This is a genomic window from Blastopirellula retiformator (assembly GCF_007859755.1).
In the GTDB taxonomy this organism is placed as follows: Bacteria; Planctomycetota; Planctomycetia; order Pirellulales; family Pirellulaceae; genus Blastopirellula; species Blastopirellula retiformator.
The window spans coordinates 227,663-245,425 of the sequence record NZ_SJPF01000003.1; the positions used below are offsets into that span (position 1 = coordinate 227,663).

The 17,763-nt window shown below is 59.8% G+C and carries 18 protein-coding genes; 12 read left to right on the forward strand and 6 right to left on the reverse strand.

Translation table 11 applies throughout. From position 1 onward, the window contains the following. The first annotated feature begins 9 nt into the window (after positions 1–9). From Enr8_RS12685 to Enr8_RS12730, 11 genes are all read left to right on the forward strand, one after another. On the forward strand, positions 10–633 hold the full coding sequence (locus Enr8_RS12685; protein WP_146432055.1) for a macro domain-containing protein: 624 nt from the start codon (positions 10–12) through the stop codon (positions 631–633). A gap of 259 nt (positions 634–892) precedes the next feature. Continuing rightward, a complete protein-coding gene (locus tag Enr8_RS12690) occupies positions 893–1,288 on the forward strand; it encodes a hypothetical protein (protein ID WP_146432057.1) in 396 nt (131 codons plus the stop codon). A gap of 239 nt (positions 1,289–1,527) precedes the next feature. Next, a complete protein-coding gene (locus Enr8_RS12695; protein ID WP_246120071.1) occupies positions 1,528–2,085 on the forward strand; it encodes a sigma-70 family RNA polymerase sigma factor in 558 nt (185 codons plus the stop codon). A gap of 221 nt (positions 2,086–2,306) precedes the next feature. Continuing rightward, entirely contained in the window at positions 2,307–3,944 is a 1,638-nt protein-coding gene (locus tag Enr8_RS12700) for a serine/threonine-protein kinase (RefSeq protein ID WP_146432062.1), read from the forward strand. Positions 3,945–4,304: 360 nt separating this feature from the next. After that, entirely contained in the window at positions 4,305–5,564 is a 1,260-nt protein-coding gene (glgC, locus tag Enr8_RS12705) for a glucose-1-phosphate adenylyltransferase (RefSeq protein WP_146432064.1), read from the forward strand. Positions 5,565–6,726: 1,162 nt separating this feature from the next. Next, complete coding sequence (locus Enr8_RS25435; protein WP_186767623.1) at positions 6,727–6,900, forward strand: hypothetical protein; 174 nt, start codon at positions 6,727–6,729, stop codon at positions 6,898–6,900. After that, a complete protein-coding gene (locus Enr8_RS12710; protein WP_146432066.1) occupies positions 6,897–7,691 on the forward strand; it encodes a hypothetical protein in 795 nt (264 codons plus the stop codon). The genes Enr8_RS25435 and Enr8_RS12710 overlap by 4 nt, the downstream gene beginning before the upstream one ends. After that, positions 7,692–8,498, forward strand: a complete 807-nt coding sequence (locus Enr8_RS12715; RefSeq protein WP_146432069.1) for a hypothetical protein — start codon at positions 7,692–7,694, stop codon at positions 8,496–8,498. Then, positions 8,495–9,358 carry a hypothetical protein gene (locus tag Enr8_RS12720; RefSeq protein WP_146432071.1) on the forward strand — a complete coding sequence of 288 codons (864 nt, stop codon included), beginning with the start codon at positions 8,495–8,497 and terminating at the stop codon, positions 9,356–9,358. The genes Enr8_RS12715 and Enr8_RS12720 overlap by 4 nt, the downstream gene beginning before the upstream one ends. Before the next feature lie 38 nt (positions 9,359–9,396). Next, positions 9,397–10,260 carry a hypothetical protein gene (locus Enr8_RS12725; RefSeq protein ID WP_146432073.1) on the forward strand — a complete coding sequence of 288 codons (864 nt, stop codon included), beginning with the start codon at positions 9,397–9,399 and terminating at the stop codon, positions 10,258–10,260. Between the two features lie 69 nt (positions 10,261–10,329). Further along, on the forward strand, positions 10,330–11,076 hold the full coding sequence (locus tag Enr8_RS12730) for a hypothetical protein (RefSeq protein ID WP_146432075.1): 747 nt from the start codon (positions 10,330–10,332) through the stop codon (positions 11,074–11,076). Between the two features lie 188 nt (positions 11,077–11,264). Here Enr8_RS12730 and Enr8_RS12735 read toward each other — a convergent pair whose 3' ends face one another. The 6 genes from Enr8_RS12735 to Enr8_RS12760 all read right to left on the reverse strand — a co-directional run bounded on the left by Enr8_RS12735 (position 11,265) and on the right by Enr8_RS12760 (position 16,664). Further along, positions 11,265–12,401: a GTPase gene (locus Enr8_RS12735; RefSeq protein WP_146432077.1), complete on the reverse strand. Its 1,137-nt coding sequence runs from the start codon at positions 12,399–12,401 to the stop codon at positions 11,265–11,267. Next, positions 12,398–13,180, reverse strand: a complete 783-nt coding sequence (locus Enr8_RS12740; protein WP_146432080.1) for a type III pantothenate kinase — start codon at positions 13,178–13,180, stop codon at positions 12,398–12,400. The genes Enr8_RS12735 and Enr8_RS12740 overlap by 4 nt, the downstream gene beginning before the upstream one ends. Before the next feature lie 31 nt (positions 13,181–13,211). After that, entirely contained in the window at positions 13,212–14,219 is a 1,008-nt protein-coding gene (gene obgE / locus Enr8_RS12745) for a GTPase ObgE (RefSeq protein ID WP_146432082.1), read from the reverse strand. 116 nt (positions 14,220–14,335) lie between these two features. Continuing rightward, a complete protein-coding gene (gene rpmA, locus Enr8_RS12750) occupies positions 14,336–14,596 on the reverse strand; it encodes a 50S ribosomal protein L27 (protein ID WP_146432084.1) in 261 nt (86 codons plus the stop codon). A gap of 114 nt (positions 14,597–14,710) precedes the next feature. After that, positions 14,711–15,721, reverse strand: a complete 1,011-nt coding sequence (locus Enr8_RS12755; protein WP_146432086.1) for a hypothetical protein — start codon at positions 15,719–15,721, stop codon at positions 14,711–14,713. Between the two features lie 298 nt (positions 15,722–16,019). Continuing rightward, positions 16,020–16,664: a hypothetical protein gene (locus tag Enr8_RS12760; RefSeq protein WP_146432088.1), complete on the reverse strand. Its 645-nt coding sequence runs from the start codon at positions 16,662–16,664 to the stop codon at positions 16,020–16,022. Between the two features lie 150 nt (positions 16,665–16,814). Here Enr8_RS12760 and Enr8_RS12765 point away from each other — a divergent pair, with 150 nt between their 5' ends. Next, on the forward strand, positions 16,815–17,750 hold the full coding sequence (locus tag Enr8_RS12765) for an NAD(P)/FAD-dependent oxidoreductase (RefSeq protein WP_146432090.1): 936 nt from the start codon (positions 16,815–16,817) through the stop codon (positions 17,748–17,750). Positions 17,751–17,763: the final 13 nt, after the last annotated feature.

The window sequence follows — 17,763 nt, forward strand, 5'->3', positions numbered from 1 at the left end:
AATCTGGCGATGCCCTTTCCTTTAACTCTTTGGTTGGTTCATCCCGACCCTGCAACTTGCGAGACGCTTCTCGCTCGTTTTGACGGTTTGCCCGGCGTTTCGGCCCAGGCCTGTCGTTTTGAAAATCTGCCGCCGCATGACTGTTTTGTGACCGCGGCCAACTCTTTTGGCATGATGACCGCCGGCATCGACGCCGCGGTAATCGCCTTTCATGGCGAAGCCCTCATGCAGCGAGTCCAAACTCGTATCCTCGACCAATATCTCGGGGAGCAGCCGATCGGCACGGCGATGGTCGTCGAGACCGAAACGCCTGGCTACCCGTATGTCGTCCATGCCCCGACGATGCGCGTCCCAGGCTCGATTGAAGGAACCGACAAGGTTTACGCCGCCACGTTCGCCGCGCTCGTCGCAATCTATCGCCACAACGTCGCCAGCGAGACCAAGATCGAAACGGTCGCTTTTCCAGCGATGGGCTGCGGTTTCGGCGGAGTCTCTTTCAGCGAAGCGGGGCGGCAAATGGCGGCCGCCTATCGCAATTACCTTGAGCCCCCGCATCGTTTTGATTGGGACATGGTAGCGCGGCGACAAAAGCAAATCTGCTACGACGGCTCGCGCCAGGTCGTCCGCGGCTAACTGCCTGTTGAAAAATGCCCTCATGGCATTTTCCAACCTCGCCAGGCTCAGAGCATCGCTCTTCGCGGCTCGCAAAATAACGACTTACGTCGCTATTTTGGGATCGCACGCTTCGCCTTCCAGGCATTTTCTTGAGATCGCTTCTCACGGGTGGCTTTGCGCCGCTGCCGCTCGCGTACTCGCAGCGATTGCCCTTGGCAGTCGGCGATCTCGCTGCGCCTGGAAAACGCCTGCAAGCATCAATTGGAAGAAACGAGAAATGTACAAGCACATCACGAATCTCCTGCTGTTGTCAGCCATGGTCGCTGCACTAGGCTGTACGCCTGGCAAACCGGAGCCGACCCGCGTTGACGTCACCGGCCAGGTGCTGATTGACGGCAAGCCGCTCGACAAAGGATTGATCCACTTCAAAACGGTCTCGGCAGGCTCGATTGACAGTCTCGATATCGTGGACGGCAAGTTCGCCGGCAAAGTCGAGCCCGGTTCACGGCGGGTCGAGATCGCCGCGTTTCGCCCTGCTGCCGGCGGTACGCCAGGCATGGACGCCGGCGAGGTCAACTATATTCCTGCCAAGTACAACTCCAGCAGTAAGTTGACCGCGGACGTCACCGAAGCCGGCCCGAACGACTTCAAATTTGACGTCACCGCGAAATAAGCTCTCCCCCCTGCGGCGTTTCCTCCTGGTTCGGCGGCGTGCTAAGCTATCTGCCTGTTGAATAATGCCATCGTGGCATTTTTCAACCTCGCCAGGCTCAGAGCATAGCTCTTCGCGGCTCGCAAAATAACGACTTACGTCGTTATTTTGCGAGCGCATCCGTGCGATCACGCAGTCCGTTGAGAAAATCAACGGACTGCTATGCATAGTCCCGTTTGATCTCCATGAGGAAAGTCTGCGTGAGCGACGATACCATCCAACTGTTGGCCGCTTTGTCGCGTGGCGAAACCGACGCTGCCGAAAAGTTGCTGCCGCTGGTCTATAACGAATTGAAAGGAATCGCCGCGCGGCAGATGCAGCGCGAGCGGGCCGATCACACGCTGCAGCCAACCGCCTTGGTGCACGAAGCCTATCTGAAGCTGATCGATCAAAATCGGGTTGAATGGCAAGGCCGCGCCCACTTCTGTGCGATCGCCGCCAACGTCATGCGACGGATCCTGGTTGACTACGCCCGGCAAAAGAACGCCGCCAAACGAGGCGCCGGCGCTCAGAAGATCGCGATCGAAGAAGATCTGACCCCCGACCGCGCCTCGCGCGACGTCGACCTGGTGGCGCTCGACGACGCGTTGGAACGTCTGACCGCCCTGAACCCGCGGCATGCCCGTATTGTCGAACTCCGTTACTTCGGCGGCCTGACCGTCGACGAAACCGCCGCCACCCTCGACGTTTCCCCCTCCACCGTCAAAAACGATTGGCGCGCCGCCAAAGCGTGGTTGCTGACGCAGTTGGAAGAGTGACCGAAGTGGAATAGACGCAACACTAGCCCGCTGCGCCAGCAAGGGAAGGCGGCCGCAAGTAAATGACGAATGTCTAAATCCCAATGTCTAATGAAAGACGCAGCTTCCGGCATTAGACATTTTCGACTCTATTCCCTCGCTGGCGCAGTGGGCTAGTGTTGGGCTCTTCCTGTTCGCTTTCCGCTCTCATCATCCATTCCGCGAAGACCTGACCTGCACCAGTGACTCCCGAAGACTATCAACTTGTTTGCGAGGCGTTTGACGAGGTCAGCCAATTGCCTGCTTCGGAACGCGACGCTCACCTGGCGGCGCGGTTTGCGCAGCGCGACGACTTGCGCAAGCAGGTCGCGGCGATGCTGGCGCAGGATGACGACAGCCGGCTTGATCGTTCGCCGCTGGAAGCGGCGCTGACCGCCGAGAGTCCGACGATCGCGATTCACGACACGGTCGACGTTTCCCCTCCCCTGCCCGCTTCGATTCAGATCGACGGCTACGAAGTCGAAGCGGAAATTGCTCGCGGCGGCATGGGAGTCGTCTATCGGGCTCGCCAGCAACATCCCAATCGAACCGTCGCGCTGAAGATGATCTTGGCCGGGCAATTCGCTTCGCCCGACGAGGTCGCTCGCTTTCGGATCGAGGCCGAAGCGGCCGCCAACCTCAACCACCCCGGCATCGTACCGATCTACGAGGTCGGCAGTCACGCCGGGCGTCATTACTTTTCAATGGGCTACGTCGCTGGCAAAAGCCTGGCGGTCGCGCTGAAGACCGAGACCTTTACCTTCGACCAAGCGGCCGACCTGGTGCGGCAAATCGCCGAGGCGATCGAGTACGCTCATCAGCATGGGGTGATTCATCGTGATCTGAAACCTTCCAATGTGTTGCTCGACGCCGAAGGGCGCCCTCAGGTGACCGACTTTGGCCTGGCCAAGCGGGTCGATGACGAGTCGCACCTGACCTGCACCGGCCAAGTGATGGGAAGCCCCGGCTACATGGCGCCGGAGCAAGCGTCGGGCCGCGTCGGTCAAATCGGCGCCGCGACCGACGTCTACGGGCTGGGCGCCATCCTGTACGCGCTGCTGACTGGCAAACCCCCTTTTGAAAGCGGCAGCATCCTGGAAGCGATCGACCTGGTTTGTACCGCCGATGTGACGCCGCCGCGCAAGCTCAACTGGCAAATCCCGCGGAAGCTGGAAACAATCTGCTTGAAGTGCCTGCACAAAACGCCGGGCGCTCGCTACAAAAGCGCAGCCGAGTTGGCGGCCGACCTGCGGGCTTTTCTCAGTAACGAACCGATCCAGGCCCGACCCCTTTCGCTGTTGGAACGCGTAATTTTTTGGGCCCGGCGACGACCCGGTTTGGCGATCACCTGGGCGGCGATGCTGTTGTTTTACGCTTATCATTTGTTTTGCGTCTGGGTGGTGCGCGATCCCGTATCGGTGCAGCCGCTGTTTCAGCTGATCTCGATCGCGACCGCCCTCGGTTACGCAGTAGGCGCATGGTTTTTCCAGCGTATGTACGAGCGTCCCAGTACGCGGACCACGGCGATCTATGCCTGGATGACGATGAACGTGGCGTTGCTGACGATGTTGTTGTTTTCAGCCAACGGCGCATCGAGTCCCCTCGTGTTGGGATATGTCTTGTTAGTGGCGGCCAGCGGTGCGCTCTATCAAACGGGATTGGTTGGTTACGTCACCACGATCTCGCTGATCGGCTACTACCTGCATGTGTTGTTTGCGGTGCTCTACCCGAAGGATCCGCCGCTCGACATTCATTGGACGATCTGTCTGACGCTGTCGATCTTGTTACTCGGCATGATCCAATACTTTGTCGTGCGCAAGATCCGCATGGCCAACGCATAACTGCCTGTTGAAAAATGCCCTCGTGGCATTTTCCAACCTCGCCAGGCTCAGAGCATAGCTCTTCGCGGCTCGCAAAATAACGACTTACGTCGCTATTTTGGGATCGCATCCCTGCGATCCAGCAGCCCGTTGAGAAAATCAACGGACTGATAAGCGCCGATGCGCTGCTGCGCGGCGCGCAAGCATAATCGGTATCAACGGCGCGAAAGACGTCGCGCGGCGAAATCTGGCGAAACCGCGGAACCAATTTCTGTTTCCCGATTTTCGCGGGGTCGATAAAATACTCCGGAAGTCGTGACGGAGCGCCCCATCCCTGACCGGCTCCTCCTTCCCCATGTCTTGATTAGGAGCGCCCTCCCCATGCAAAACGTTCTCTCCGTCATCCTCGCCGGCGGAAAAGGGTCGCGATTGGAACCGCTGACGCGGGATCGCGCCAAGCCGGCGGTGCCGTTCGGCGGCGTTTATCGCATCATCGATTTCGCGCTTTCCAACTGTTTGAACAGCGGGCTGCGGCACATCCAACTGCTGACGCAATACAAAGGGCAAAGCCTCGATCGGCATGTGAACGTCGGCTGGCAGCGCTACTTCTGCCGCGAACTGGGCGAGTTCATCGACGTCATTCCGCCGCAACAACGGATCGACGAGCAGTGGTATCAAGGAACCGCCGACGCCGTCTATCAAAACATCTACGCGATGGAGAAGCATCGTCCCGACTACGTCATGATTTTGGCAGGCGACCACATCTACAAGATGAACTACGCCAAAATGATCGACTATCACATCGACAATGGCGCCGACCTGACGATTGGCGCGTTGCCGGTTTCGCCCGAAGAGGCGAAGGCGTTCGGCGTGATGCAGGTCGATACCGATCAGCGGGTCGTCGGCTTTGAAGAGAAATCGCCTACCCCCAAAACGATCCCCGGCGATCCCGATCGCTGCCTGGCGTCGATGGGCATTTACGTCTTCAACGCCCACTTCCTGTTCGAGCAGCTCTGCCAAGACGCAACGCGTCGCGACAGCGCGCATGACTTCGGCAAGAACATCATTCCGTCGATCATCGACTCGCAGCGGGTCTTCGCCTTCCCGTTCCGGGACGAAAATCGCAAGCAAGACGCCTACTGGCGAGACGTAGGTACGCTGGACGCTTACTTTGAAGCGAACATGGACTTGGTTCACGTCGATCCGCTGCTCAACTTGTACGATCAAGATTGGCCGCTCCGTACGTACCAGCCGAACGTGCCGCCGCCGAAGTTCGTCTTTGCCGGCAGTGCCGACGAAGGGCGTCGCGGTTGTGCGCTCGACAGCATCGTCTGCGGCGGCTCGATCATCTCGGGCGGCGAAGTCGAGCGGAGCATCCTCGGCCCCGAAGTGCGGGTTAACAGCTTCTGCCATGTCGAAGACTCGATCCTGTTTGAAGGGGTCAACATCGGCCGGCACAGTCGCATCCGCCGGGCGATCATCGACAAGGGCGTTCATATTCCCCCAGGCACCGAAATCGGTTTCGACCTCGAACTCGACCGCCGCCGCGGCTTCACCGTCAGCTCTGGCGGCGTGGTCGTGATCGCCAAAGGAGACGCCGTCGAAAGCATGGTCCGAGCCGAACAGGAACAGGTCGCCTAGTGGTCCGTTGATTTTCTCAACAGGCAGCTAGACCGACTTGCAGTTCATTACCACCAGGGCGACGAAACTCCCTCCTCGTCGCCATAAGGAATAGACGCCATTGTGCGTCTATTCTTTTTTCGAAACGATGTCTTCGTAGGGTCCGCTGTGCGGACCACGAATCGCAAGCCGATGGAATGCGGATGCCAGCGCACGCCAAGGCAACGCAGCGCCGATGAGTCACGAAAACTGGACCGCCGGGTTTCGTTTTTTTCTTCCGGGGTAGGGTGCGTCGAGACGCACCGAGAACCTGCCATTCCGCTCAGCAATTCCCTCGCGTGGCAACGCAAACCTCTGGGGCCGTTGCGTTTCCACGCGTTGGTGCAGTCGAGCGATCGCGCAGGTTCGTGGTGCGTCCAGACGCACCCTACCGGACTGGACCGCCGGGTTTCGTTTTTTTCTTCCGGGGTAGGGTGCGTCGAGACGCACCGAGAACCTGCCAATCCGCTCAGCAATTCCCTCGCGTGGCAACGCAAACCTCTGGGGCCGTTGCGTTTCCACGCGTTGGTGCAATCGAGCGATCGCGCAGGTTCGTGGTGCGTCCAGACGCACCCTACTGAACTGGACCGCTTGATTCGTTTTTCTTGTCCGGTTCCCAATTCGAAAAATGACAACGTACCAAGAACGACCGATGATCCTCGCGTGGGTCTGCAGCTTGGGTTCATCCCGCTGCGTCGCCGCGCTGGTTCTTGGGGTTGGTCCTTGGGCGCTCCGCGCGAAATGGGGCTCAGTTGCGAGTGATCAAGGTTCGCTACTGGGTCGCAAAACGAGCGGTTGTTCGCTGGGACCTGGAGGTTGAAATGGAGATCACGGCACGCTCCTACGTGCCGGGAAGATGGCAGGCGCTCGTCGCAAGCGACGTCTGGTAACGCCTGGACATATTTATACCAAAAGTGGGGTGTATTTGGCAAGGCGATTTTCGTCTAGTGCGGGCGTTATTCCACGTCCTGCGCAGCGGTTTCTTTGCGGTATGCAAAGTGATGGTAGCTAGCTCCGCTATTTGTCGCGCCATGACTTTTTCGGCGATCGCGTCCCCTTTTTGTTTGCTGGACTCACCCCCGCTGGCCGCATACATTGATTGGTGCGCGAACCGTTGGACCTTCTTTTCTCGAGGCAAGTTTCTATGCATGCTGCCGCTTTGCTCATGTGCGAGATCGTGGCCGGCGCCGATGTCCGGGAGTCGATCGCAACTCCCCAGGCCATGTCCGATCTGCTGACCAGCGAGCTGGCGATTCCGGCCGCCGACTATTTTTCTGCACGGCCTGCCGTGGTCGTCACCAAGGAGAAAGCTCAATGAACGCGTTCGCTTTGATCTTATGCAGCGTCGTCGCAGGCGCCGATCCAGCCGTTTCGATCACCAGTCCGCAGCAGGTATTTGACCTGCAGAGCCGGCTTTATCAGTTGGACAAGTCGCCCCATTTCGTGGTCTCCGAAGATCGCACGTTGTTGCAAACTCCCTTGATGGGTTACGAGTATCCGGCCAACCCGCGCACGACCTGGAAGTTTGATGGGAAGTACGACCTGCGCATCGTTCCCTGTCCCGATACGCCCGGCTGTTTTCTGGCGGGGTTCGTGCAGCGAGAATCGCCGGTCGAGTCGCAGGAAGTGAACGAAAATGGTTTCGGCAGTCAAGAGGGTTTCGGAAGGCGGTCGCGAGCCATGGGGCACCAGCGCGATCATCATTTTGCGATCTACGTCGATGCCGCCAACAACATCTTGCTCGACCTAGAGCGAAACAATTTGATCTCGCACCTGACCGACGAAGAGGTCGGAACGGTAAAAGCGAACCTGGCGAAGATCGCCCAGCCGTACGTCGACCAACTGAAGGACAATCCGCAAGATCCTTTCATCGCTTCTTACATCACGTCGCTACAGGACGAATTTATCGTTACTCCCCCGGTCGAGATCGAGTGCGACTTGATTCCGCTGCCCGATAGTGGGCCGAAGCTGAAAATGAGTTTTCGCCTGACGGCCGGAGAGCGCAAGGTGGGGATCGGCAAACACTATTACATCGCCAACCTGCTAACGACCAGGCTGGCGATTCCGGCCAGTCGCTACTTCGCCGCCGAAACCCAGGAGGAGAAATAGATGAACGCCATCGCTTTGGTACTGTGCAGCGTGATCGCCGGGGCGGATGCTCGGGAGACGATTCCGAGTGTGAAGTCGCTCTCGGCGCTGATTAATCGGTGCTATGAAATTGACAAGATTGGGGATGTCGAGTTGGTTGACGATGGCGCCTGGTTGCAAGCGACCGGCGCGTTCAACAGTCGCGAGCTTCCCTTCGGCACGCGAGTCGCCGGTTATCGCCAGGCGCTGCTGATCGACAAATATCAGTTGTGCGTGATCCCCTGCGCCGAGCAGCCCTGCACGTTCTTGGCGGGTTACGTCCGGTTTGACGACGAGAAAAATCAATCGAAGCAGCAATTGGCGGAGATCCATCGCCTGAGCGTGAGAACCGCGTTTTGCGTGCTGGTCGACGTCGATCAAAACGTGGTAGTCAAACTGGATGATCGGAATGCCCAGTTGTATCTGGACGACGCTCGCCACGAGGCGCTTTCATCAGGCATGAACGCCATCTGGGACGCATACTTGCTGCAGATCGAATCGCAGACCGAGGGAGCGCCGTTCGTTTCCGAATATGGCGCCTTCCGAAATCAGTTCGTCACCCCGCCGCCGATCAAGGGGATCGCCCAGGCCCGGTTCACCCGCCGCAGTCGCAATGGCAGTGACGAGCGATTCACCGGCGTCTTCGTCAGCGTCACGTTTGCGGCCGACGGCTGCGAAGCGACGCACAGTGAGACGATTGACATGTGCAAACTACTTAGAACGTCGCTGGCGATTCCCGCCACGCAATATTTCGCCGCAGCTACGAACATCGAAAAGGAAGTCCCATGAACGTCACGGCTTTGATACTCTGTACGGTTGCCTTAGGCGCGGACGCCCGGGAGACGATTCCGACATCGCAGAAGTTGTTTGAGGTGATCGACAATACGTATTTGATCAGCAAGCGGCGGCCGCTGGAGATTTCCGAGGACGGCACGACCCTGCAGCCGGCGGTCAGCAAGGTTAGCGCCAACGCCGGCGGCGACGAGCGGCCTCCCTATCTGCTGCATCATCATTCGGACGCCAGCAACTACATCAGCGGCAAGTATGCGTTGAAGGTGGTCGCCTGTCCCGGCTTTCCCAATTTTCTGGTGGCGGGCTACGTCATTGAGAACCCCCGTACGTTAATCGCCACCTTTCCGGGGCAGCCGTCGTCCAAGGTTTTGCATCACTGTTATTGCGTGCTGATCGATACCGATCGCAACATTGTGGTCCCGCTCGACGATCCACGGATGCCGCTTTATTTGAACCAACAGCAAATCGACGACGTACAAACCGGGTGTCAGTTGATCTGGTATGACTATCTGAGGAAGATCGACCAGCAAGAGCCGGACGCGCCGTTCTACGAATTTTATTGGCTCTTCCGTCGCCAGTTCGTCACGCTGCCGCAACTGGAACTGGAAGGGATGGTTTACTTTAAACCCCCGTCATCAGACTCAAAGAGTTATCCCAGCGCGCAGGAAAAATCGAAGCCGCCAACGGCTGGTATGAAAGCAATGCTGCAGATCTCGGCCGATGGTCGCGTCATTGTCTACGAAGGAGAGTTCGAGATGCAGCGATTCCTGTCGACGACAATCGCCGAGCCGGCTGCGGCCTACTTCGCCAAACCGGCGATCGCGGAAGCGACTGAGCCGACCGTCAGCGTCGAGTAGCTCTCGCTCGCAACAAGTAATTTGGAAAAGGATGTCGCATGAATGCTGTCGCTGTGGTTGTTTGCATGTTCGCGCTGGCGGGGGACGCCAAGGAGACGATTCCCCACACGCGGGACTTGTTTAACGTGATCGACAACACTTACTCGATCCGTAACATCCAGCAGATCGAAGTCTCTGCGGATGGGACGACGCTACAGACGTTGACCGTCGAAGAGGAGAAGCAGGATGCGCCGCCAACCAAGAAAGTAGTGCGGGTCAAGGTGCGATCCGACGGGCAAAAGAGTTTTGAAATTCTGGGCGAGTATCGGTTAAGGGTGGTCGCCATCCCAGAGGCGTCCCATCTGCTGTTGGCCGGTTTCGAGTCGACCTCCAAAGATCCTTATTACGGCAAGAGTGAACATCTGCTCCGTTACTGCTTTTGCGTCTTGATCGATACCGATCGGAACATCGTCGTCCCGCTGGATGACCCGAAGCAACGACTCTTCCTGGAAAAGGAGCAGGTCGAAGAAGTCCACGCGATTTGTGAAGGGATTTGGAGCTACTATCTGGACCGCATCGCCGAGCAAGAAAGTGACGCTCCATTCTATTCCGAGTTTCAAGCGTTTCGAGGGCAGTTCGTCAAACTACCGCCGTTCGAAACCAAAGTGAAGGTCGCGTTTTTTGCCGATCTCGAGTCAGGCGAAGCGATTGGCGTGCCGCAGGAGGTATCCACCTGGCGTTGCGTCGCCGGAATGGCTGTTCGCGTGGAGATCGCCGCCGAAGGGCGAAAGAACGTCTTCGGCGGGCAGATCGAAATGCAACCGTTGCTGTCGACCACGATCGCAAAGCCGGCCGAGGAGTATTTTCCACAACCGAAATACGTGAGTCCCATCACGACCCAGAGACTGCCGTCGCCGCGTTAGCGTCGCGAGTTTGGGCGGCCGCCGCTAGGAAAAACGATCGAGCTATCTTTCACGAGCGAGGAATCTGAGATGGTCGCTGGAGCCCTAGTTCTGTGCAGTGTTGCGGTAACCGCGGATGTTCGAGAAACCTATGCGACCCCGCGACAGTACTATGAATTGATCACGCGGCTCGCATCGCCGATTCCACACGCATTCTCCCGGCATTCGCAAGTTGTCTCTACCGATGGCGCCAAGATCGAGCTGTTCGAGGAGAATCATGGCTTCGCGCCCCTATCGAGGCTGAAGGAGATCAAGCCGATGGCGGTCGCCGAGTTAGTCGTCGTCCCCTGTCCCGATCGGCCTGACTGCGTGCTGGCCGGTTATCAGGTTCGCGGGCTCCAGCAATTCGCCGGAGTCTTGACGGCCGAAGCTTGCGTGTTGATCGACGTAGCCAACGACCGGGCCTATCCAGTGATCAGTTCGGACGATCCGCGTCTGCGCCATGGGGTGGGATTGCCGTCGCACGAAAGGAAAGCGGTTGAGCCGACCCTGGCCAAATTTGCGGAACTTTTGGTCGTCAACATCGCCGAGTTTCCCCAGCAGTACGGGTACGACAAGCAGTACAACAGCTTTCTCGCTCGGTTCGAAGAACGCGTCAAAGTGAAGGTCACCTGCGAGGTAAGCCGAATCGACATGATGTCAGGCCGGGCGACGTTTTACCTGATCTTCGCCGGGGGCGATCTGCGAGAACGAGTCACCTTCACCAAGTCGATCTCTGAGCTGTTGGTCTCGAAATACGCGCTGCCGATCGATCAGTATTTGAAACGGGATAAGTAGGTGGAGACTTTAGCCCGCTGCGGCAGCGAGGGAATGCGGCCGCAACCAGCCCGAACGATACAGATGGAGGAAAACCGCTCTAATGCCAGAAGAAAAGATTCTCGTCATTAGGATTTAGACATTCGTCATTTGTTTGCGACCGCATTCCCTCGGCTTGCGCCTCGGGTTAGTTTGCGGAGGGGTTGTGCCTAGCTGGTTAGCGCTTTCAGCGTCGCGAGTGCACTCGCTTCTTCTTTCGCTTTGATCTGCTGCAGCGCGGTTTGGATGGCGGCGACTTGCTGTGTTGTGAACAGCAGCGGCGTCCCGGGCATCGGGGGCGTCTGAACCAGGGCGTGGCCGATCATCGTGATTAGCTGCTCTAGCCCGTCGCCGCGCTGGGCCGAGACCTTCAATCCCGGCGGGCGTTGGCTGGTGTTGTCAGCCCGGAGGTCGGCTTTGTTGTGGATCACGATCGCATTGGGGTAGGCGTCGTGCAGCTGTTGGTCTTCATCGGTCCAGGGGGCCGATTGGTCGATGGCCAGCAGGATCAAATCAGCGGCGCTTTGCAGTTTGCGAGCCCGGGCGACTCCTTCCCGTTCGATGGCGTCGTCGCTGTCGCGCAGTCCGGCGGTGTCGGCTAGTTCGACCGGCCAGCCATCGAAGGCGGCGGTCGCGGTGACCGCATCGCGGGTGGTGCCTGGCTGGTCGAACACGATCGCCCGCTCGTAGCCGACCAAAGCGTTGATCAGGCTGCTTTTGCCGACGTTGGGACGCCCGGCGATGACCACCTTCCAGGGCTGCGTCAGATGAATCCCGAAGTTGGCGCTGGCCAACAGCGACTGCAGCCGCAGCGGCGCTTCGTTGGCGTGATCGGTCTGCAGCAACTGCACGATCGCCGCCAGTTCGGTCGGCAGGGCGCCGTTGTATTGATCGAGCAGATAGCCGGCGGTGCGGGCCGTTTTCGCTGCGGCCAGGGCGACTCGGGCGTCGGCGATGACCGGCGCGTGCTCGCTGCGGTGGGCGTACTCGGTCCAGTCAACCTCGCGGCAGCCAGCGGCGACCAGGTGATCCATGATGCGCCGCGACGCGGCGACGCCGCCGTGGCAGTGGACTTCGATCCGGTCAGCGGCGGTGCGACTGACGACCAGTTCTTCGCCCGCGTCTTGCTCGCCATCGCGCCAGTGGCCGACCAGGATGTCGCCGACCTGGCTGGCGCCGGCTTGTTTCTTGCCAAGCGGAAAGAAGTGGCGATCGACCGCCTGATCGGCGGCGGGACCTTCGACCACAACGGTAGCGATCGCGCTGCGTCCGCTAGGCGTGACGAGCGCGGCAATCGTTTCGCTCATGACGCTTCTTTCGCCGTCCGGACCGCGATCGCGACGCCGCCCAGCACCAGATGGTCGATCGTTTCCGACGCGACGTCGAGTTGCGGGGCGAGCTTCGCCGCATCGCCGCCGGCGAAGATGATCTGCGGGGCGGGGCCGTCGAGCTGCGCGGTAAAGCGGGCGATCAACTCGCGCACGCCGCCGACGGCGCTGTAGTAGAGCCCGCTGCGCATGGCGGCCAGGGTGTCGGTTCCGATGGCGGTAGGGACTTCGCCGACGTCGACGGTGATCTCCGGCAGCAAATCGGTTTGCCCAGCCAACGCGCGGGCGGCCATCTTCATGCCGGGGACAATGGCGCCGCCGATGAAGCTGCCGTTGGCGGCGACCACGTCGACGGTGATCGCACTGCCGGCGTCGATAATGATCGCCGGGCGCTCGGCATCGCGAATGGCGCTGGCGCCAACCGCGGCGGCCAGGCGGTCCATGCCGACTTTCTCGGGCGCGGTGACCGCAATGGGTAGCGGCAAGTCGGCGTGCGTTAGGACGCGGCAAGTATCGCCGGGGCGATTGGTCAGCACCCAGGCTTGCAGCGCGGCTTGCGCGGGACGATTGACGCTGACGATTTGCCAGGCGATCGTTTCGCTCGGCAGCACGTCGTCGAGCGGCGAGAAGTTCGGCTCGTGCGAAGCGGTCGCGTAAACGATCGTCGGCGCCGGCAGCGGCCGGGTGTCGTCGGCGGCAAACAGGCCGATGTGGATCGACGTGTTCCCCACGTCGACCGCTCCCCAGATTCCGTTCATATCGCTTGCTCGCTTGAAGACGGGGGATCGGTTACTGCTGCGCTTGCTCACGGGCACGTTGGAGATGTTCGCCGGTGCGCTGCAGCAGCACGTTCAGGTTTTCGCCGGTCACGGCCGAGATCAGCAGCACTTCGCCGCCGGTCAGTTCGGCCAGCTGATCGCGAATCTCTTTGCCTTCGGGCAGTTCGGCCTTGGTGACGCACAAGATCTCGGGACGAGCCGCCAGGTCGGCGTCGTACTGCGTCAGTTCATGGCGAATTGACTTGTAGTTCTCGATTGGATCGGTGCCGTCGACCGGCGCCGGTTCGACCAGGTGAATCAAGATGCCGGCGCGCTCAACATGGCGAAGGAACTCGTGTCCTAGGCCGATTCCTTCGCTGGCGCCATCGATCAAGCCGGGGATGTCGGCCAAAATGAAGGTGTGGTCGTAGTCGATCTGCACCATGCCCAGGTTGGGGAACTTGGTGGTGAAGGGGTAGTCGGCGATTTCGGGACGTGCCCGGGAGAGCCGCGAGAGGAGCGTGCTCTTGCCGGCGTTCGGCTTGCCGATCAAACCGACGTCGGCGATCGACTTCAGTTCGAGGATCAGCCGCCGCTTCTCGCCCTTGCCGCCGGGGGTCGATTGGCGCGGGGCGCGATTGGTCGACGTCTTGAAGCTGAGGTTGCCGCGACCGCCGGCGCCGCCGCGGGCGGCGACCATTTGCTCGCCCGGCGTGCTCAGGTCTTTCATCACGAAGCCCGCTTCGGCTTCGATCACCACGGTGCCGACCGGGACCTTGATGATGATGTCTTGGGCCGACTTGCCGGTGCGGTTGGCGGGGCCGCCGTTAACGCCGCGATCGCCGCGCCAATGTTTGACGTGGGCAAGCGCCGTCAGGCTGTCGACCCCTTCTTCGGCCAGCAGGATGATGCTGCTGCCGCTGCCGCCGTCGCCGCCATCGGGACCGCCGTTAGGAACGTACTTTTCGCGGCGGAAGCTCATGCAACCGTCGCCGCCGGCGCCCCCTTCGATATCGATTTGTACGCGATCAACAAACATGTTTGGCTGGTCCCAGAACGAAAACAGGGATGACCCAAACTGGAGTCATCCCTGGCATTTTACAGTTTCAGAAACGTCCGGCTGTCTTAGCGAACAGGCGGTGGCGTTTCGGCAGCTTAGTTGGCTTCGACGGCGGCCGGCACGATATTGATGCGGCGACCCTTTTGATCGAACAGGACCGAACCGTCGCACAGGGCGAACAGCGTGTAGTCCTTGCCGCAGCCGACGTTCTTGCCAGGGCGGAATTTGGTGCCGAGTTGGCGAACCAGAATGTTGCCGGCGCGAACCACTTCGCCGCCGTACTTCTTCACGCCGCGATACTGCGGATTCGAGTCACGACCGTTGCGGCTCGAACCTTGACCTTTCTTATGGGCCATATCACCTAACTCCTGAATCTATGGGATTTCCGCTGCAGCAATGCAATCGGCTGCCGGCGAGAATGAGCGTTTTACCTACTATCGACACGCGCGAGGCGGGTCGAAACTCTCTTTTTAGCGGTAAACCCACTCGTAGTCAACCTGCCCAGGAACCCCGAAGCGAATCTCGTCTTCGTGTTCGTTGTAGCGGTCGCCGGGACGCCAGAAATTGAGCTTGAGCGTCTTCATGCTGTACGCCCGTTGGTTGCCGATGTCGTCGGGAACGACCTTATCGGGGTCATCGGTCCATTTATAGGCGTTGGTCAGCCCTTGGATGTAGATCGAGAAGTAGTCGGTATCGGGGTCGACGTCTTCCCAGATCGCCACGCCCCAGATGCCGTTGTCGACCTCTTCGGTCGAGACCGGAATGTCAAAGCGGCTTACCGAAACCGAGTCGTACAAAGGAGTTCCCCCCATTTCGCGAGCCGCGATCGGGGCCATCGCCACCGGGACCAGTCGGTCCAGATATTCCTTCTTCTGGTCGCTCAATTCGAGAATAAATCGCGGGATAAAGCGGATCGGCGCGGTCGATTTGCTGGCCTGGGTCGCTTCGTAGAGGGTGTCGCCGGTCTCAAAGGTGGTCGCCTTCGACTCGAGCGGGTTCCCCATGTTCTTGATGCGGTAGACCATGTACCACAACGTTTTCCGCTGCATTTTGCCAGTCGGCTGCGGGATGTCGACTTCGATCATCCGGACCGGTTTGAACGACAATTCCAGCCCCCAGATGCTGCGGCGGTAGATGACGTTTTCGGCCATCGCCTTCAGCGTGCGGGTATTGGGCATCGTCTCCGGCGTCCAATCGAGTCCCTGGGCGCCCTTGATGATTTCGAGGATCGGCTCGGGACCGGTGAAGGTTTCTTCAGCCCGCAGGTCGGTCGGAATCGTGGTCAGCACCCCTTCGGCAAAGACCCGACGAGGCGAATTATGCGGATTTTTGGGGCCTGGCGCAGCGGCCGGTTGCGAAGCGGTAGCGACGTTCATCGCCTTCACGCTGGGCTGTTGGGCCACAGCGGTCGACGTCGCTGCTAGCGGCGCGGCACAGAGGGCGAACAAGAGCAGCGCAACAGAGTGGGTACGACGCAACATGCTGGTAATTCCAGGCGAGACAGAAGCAAGATCGAGCAGTACTGGACGAGCCGGGCTGCAAAATGAGCGCAACCCGAGCCTTTAAGTATACTTGCCTAAATTGCCAAGGGTCAAGTTTCTGAGCAATTCGGCCGGAAAAGGAGGATTGGGACGACACTTTACGCCCACAAGAGGGGGCGATTCTAGGGTGCCGTTGCCACGTCTGCGTGGCAATGAATGGGTTTTCCAGATTTTCTCGCCCGTTGAATTGCCGTTGTGCTCGGCGAGCTTGGCACACGTGAGAGATCGATCGCTTCGTCTAACCCCACTCCACCATCGTCCGCCACCGTCCATCTTTCTGGGCGAACGAAGCGAGCAGCGCCACGATTTCGTCCAGCGACTGCGGCGCTTGGGAAGTGACATACTCTTTGCCGCCGATCTTGCAGCGCGCTGACAGACCATCTTCCGGCTTCAAACTGCCAGAACCTTCCAGCCAATGATTGTCGTTGAGCTGAGCGACGAAAAAGGTGAGCTGATCCCACGGCTGCTGGTGAACGTGCGCGTCGATTTCTTCCGGCGTCGGATTGACGTCCAGCACTCTCGGTTCGTAGTCAGGCCCTTCCAGAAGGACCAGCGTCACCGCAGCGCCACGAAGTTCGCTGGGTATATCCGCAGTCAGAATCGCTTCCTCAGCGCGGATGAAGGTGGCCAGCGGCGGCGGATCGCCATCTTTGTCAAACCGCAGCCAGTAGAGCAAGTTGCGATAGTCGTGCCGCGCTTCTTCGACCAGACGCTCGACGGTGCGCAGGTCGCGGGCGGCCAACTGCACGATCGCCGCATGCACGCGATCGACCTCGCCATGAGCCGGGTCGGTTCCGTATTGCTCGAGCAAGTAGATCGCCGACTCGGCCTGGGGGCCGAACTGGGCGTGGACGAGTTCCTGGATGTCGTTGCTGACAGGCATGATGGCGCTTGGGCGAGTTTGTTGCGGTTTATCTTAGCCCCTTTCGGCGACGCATGCGCCCTCCTGGTTGTTGTCGATGGTACCGCATTTCTTCGGCGCTTGAATCGGGCTACGATAACGCGAGTTGACCTTACCCCGAAGGAGCTGGTGATGACCGAAATGTTGCAGGCTCAATACGAAGCCGTAGTCGTCGGCGGAGGCCCGGCCGGTTTGAGTGCGGCGTTGGTGCTGGGCCGGGCATGTCGCAGAGTGCTGCTGATTGACGCAGGCGAAGGTCGCAATGCGCCGGCCGACGCGGCGCATGGTTTTTTGACCCAAGACGGCACGCCCCCCAGCGAGATCCGCCGGATTGGCCGCGCGCAGTTGGCCTCGTATGACGTTACGGTCAAAGAGGGCCGCGTGACCGCCGCCAAGACGGTGGATGGTCGTTTTGAAGTCGAATTCGCCGGACAACGCGTCGCCTGTCGTTCTTTGATCCTGGCGACCGGCATCGCCGATCGTCTGCCGCCGATCCCTGGGGCGAAACAGTGGTGGGGCCGCGGCATCGTCGTTTGTCCCTATTGCCACGGCTGGGAAATTCGCGATCGACCTTGGGCCTTTCTCGCTCCGGCGGAACAGGTGATCGAGCGGGCGACCATGTTGCTCGGCTGGACGAAACAGCTCACCTATTTGACAAGCGGCGACGTGAGTCTGCCTGCGGAAGTTGCAAAGTGGCTGACCGCGCATGACGTTGCGATTCGCGAAGAGGCGATCTCCGGTTTCGAAGGGGAAGGGGAAACACTCACCGGCGTCGCTTTGGCCGGCGGCGAGCAACTGTCGCTGGCGGCGGTATTCGTCTCGCCCCAGTTCTCGCAGACGACGCCGCTGGCCGAGTCGTTGGGACTATCGCTGGAAACGGAAGGTCACCAGGCCGGCACGATCAGAACCGAACCGCACGGGGTAACGTCGGTCGAGGGTTTGTTCATCGCCGGCGACGCGGCGTCGTGGGGCGTCATGAGCGTCGCGTCAGCCGCCTCCGAAGGAATGATGGCGGCGGTCTTTGCGAACATGCGAATGCTGAAACAGGACGCGGATGCCAGTGAATGACGAATGTCCAAAT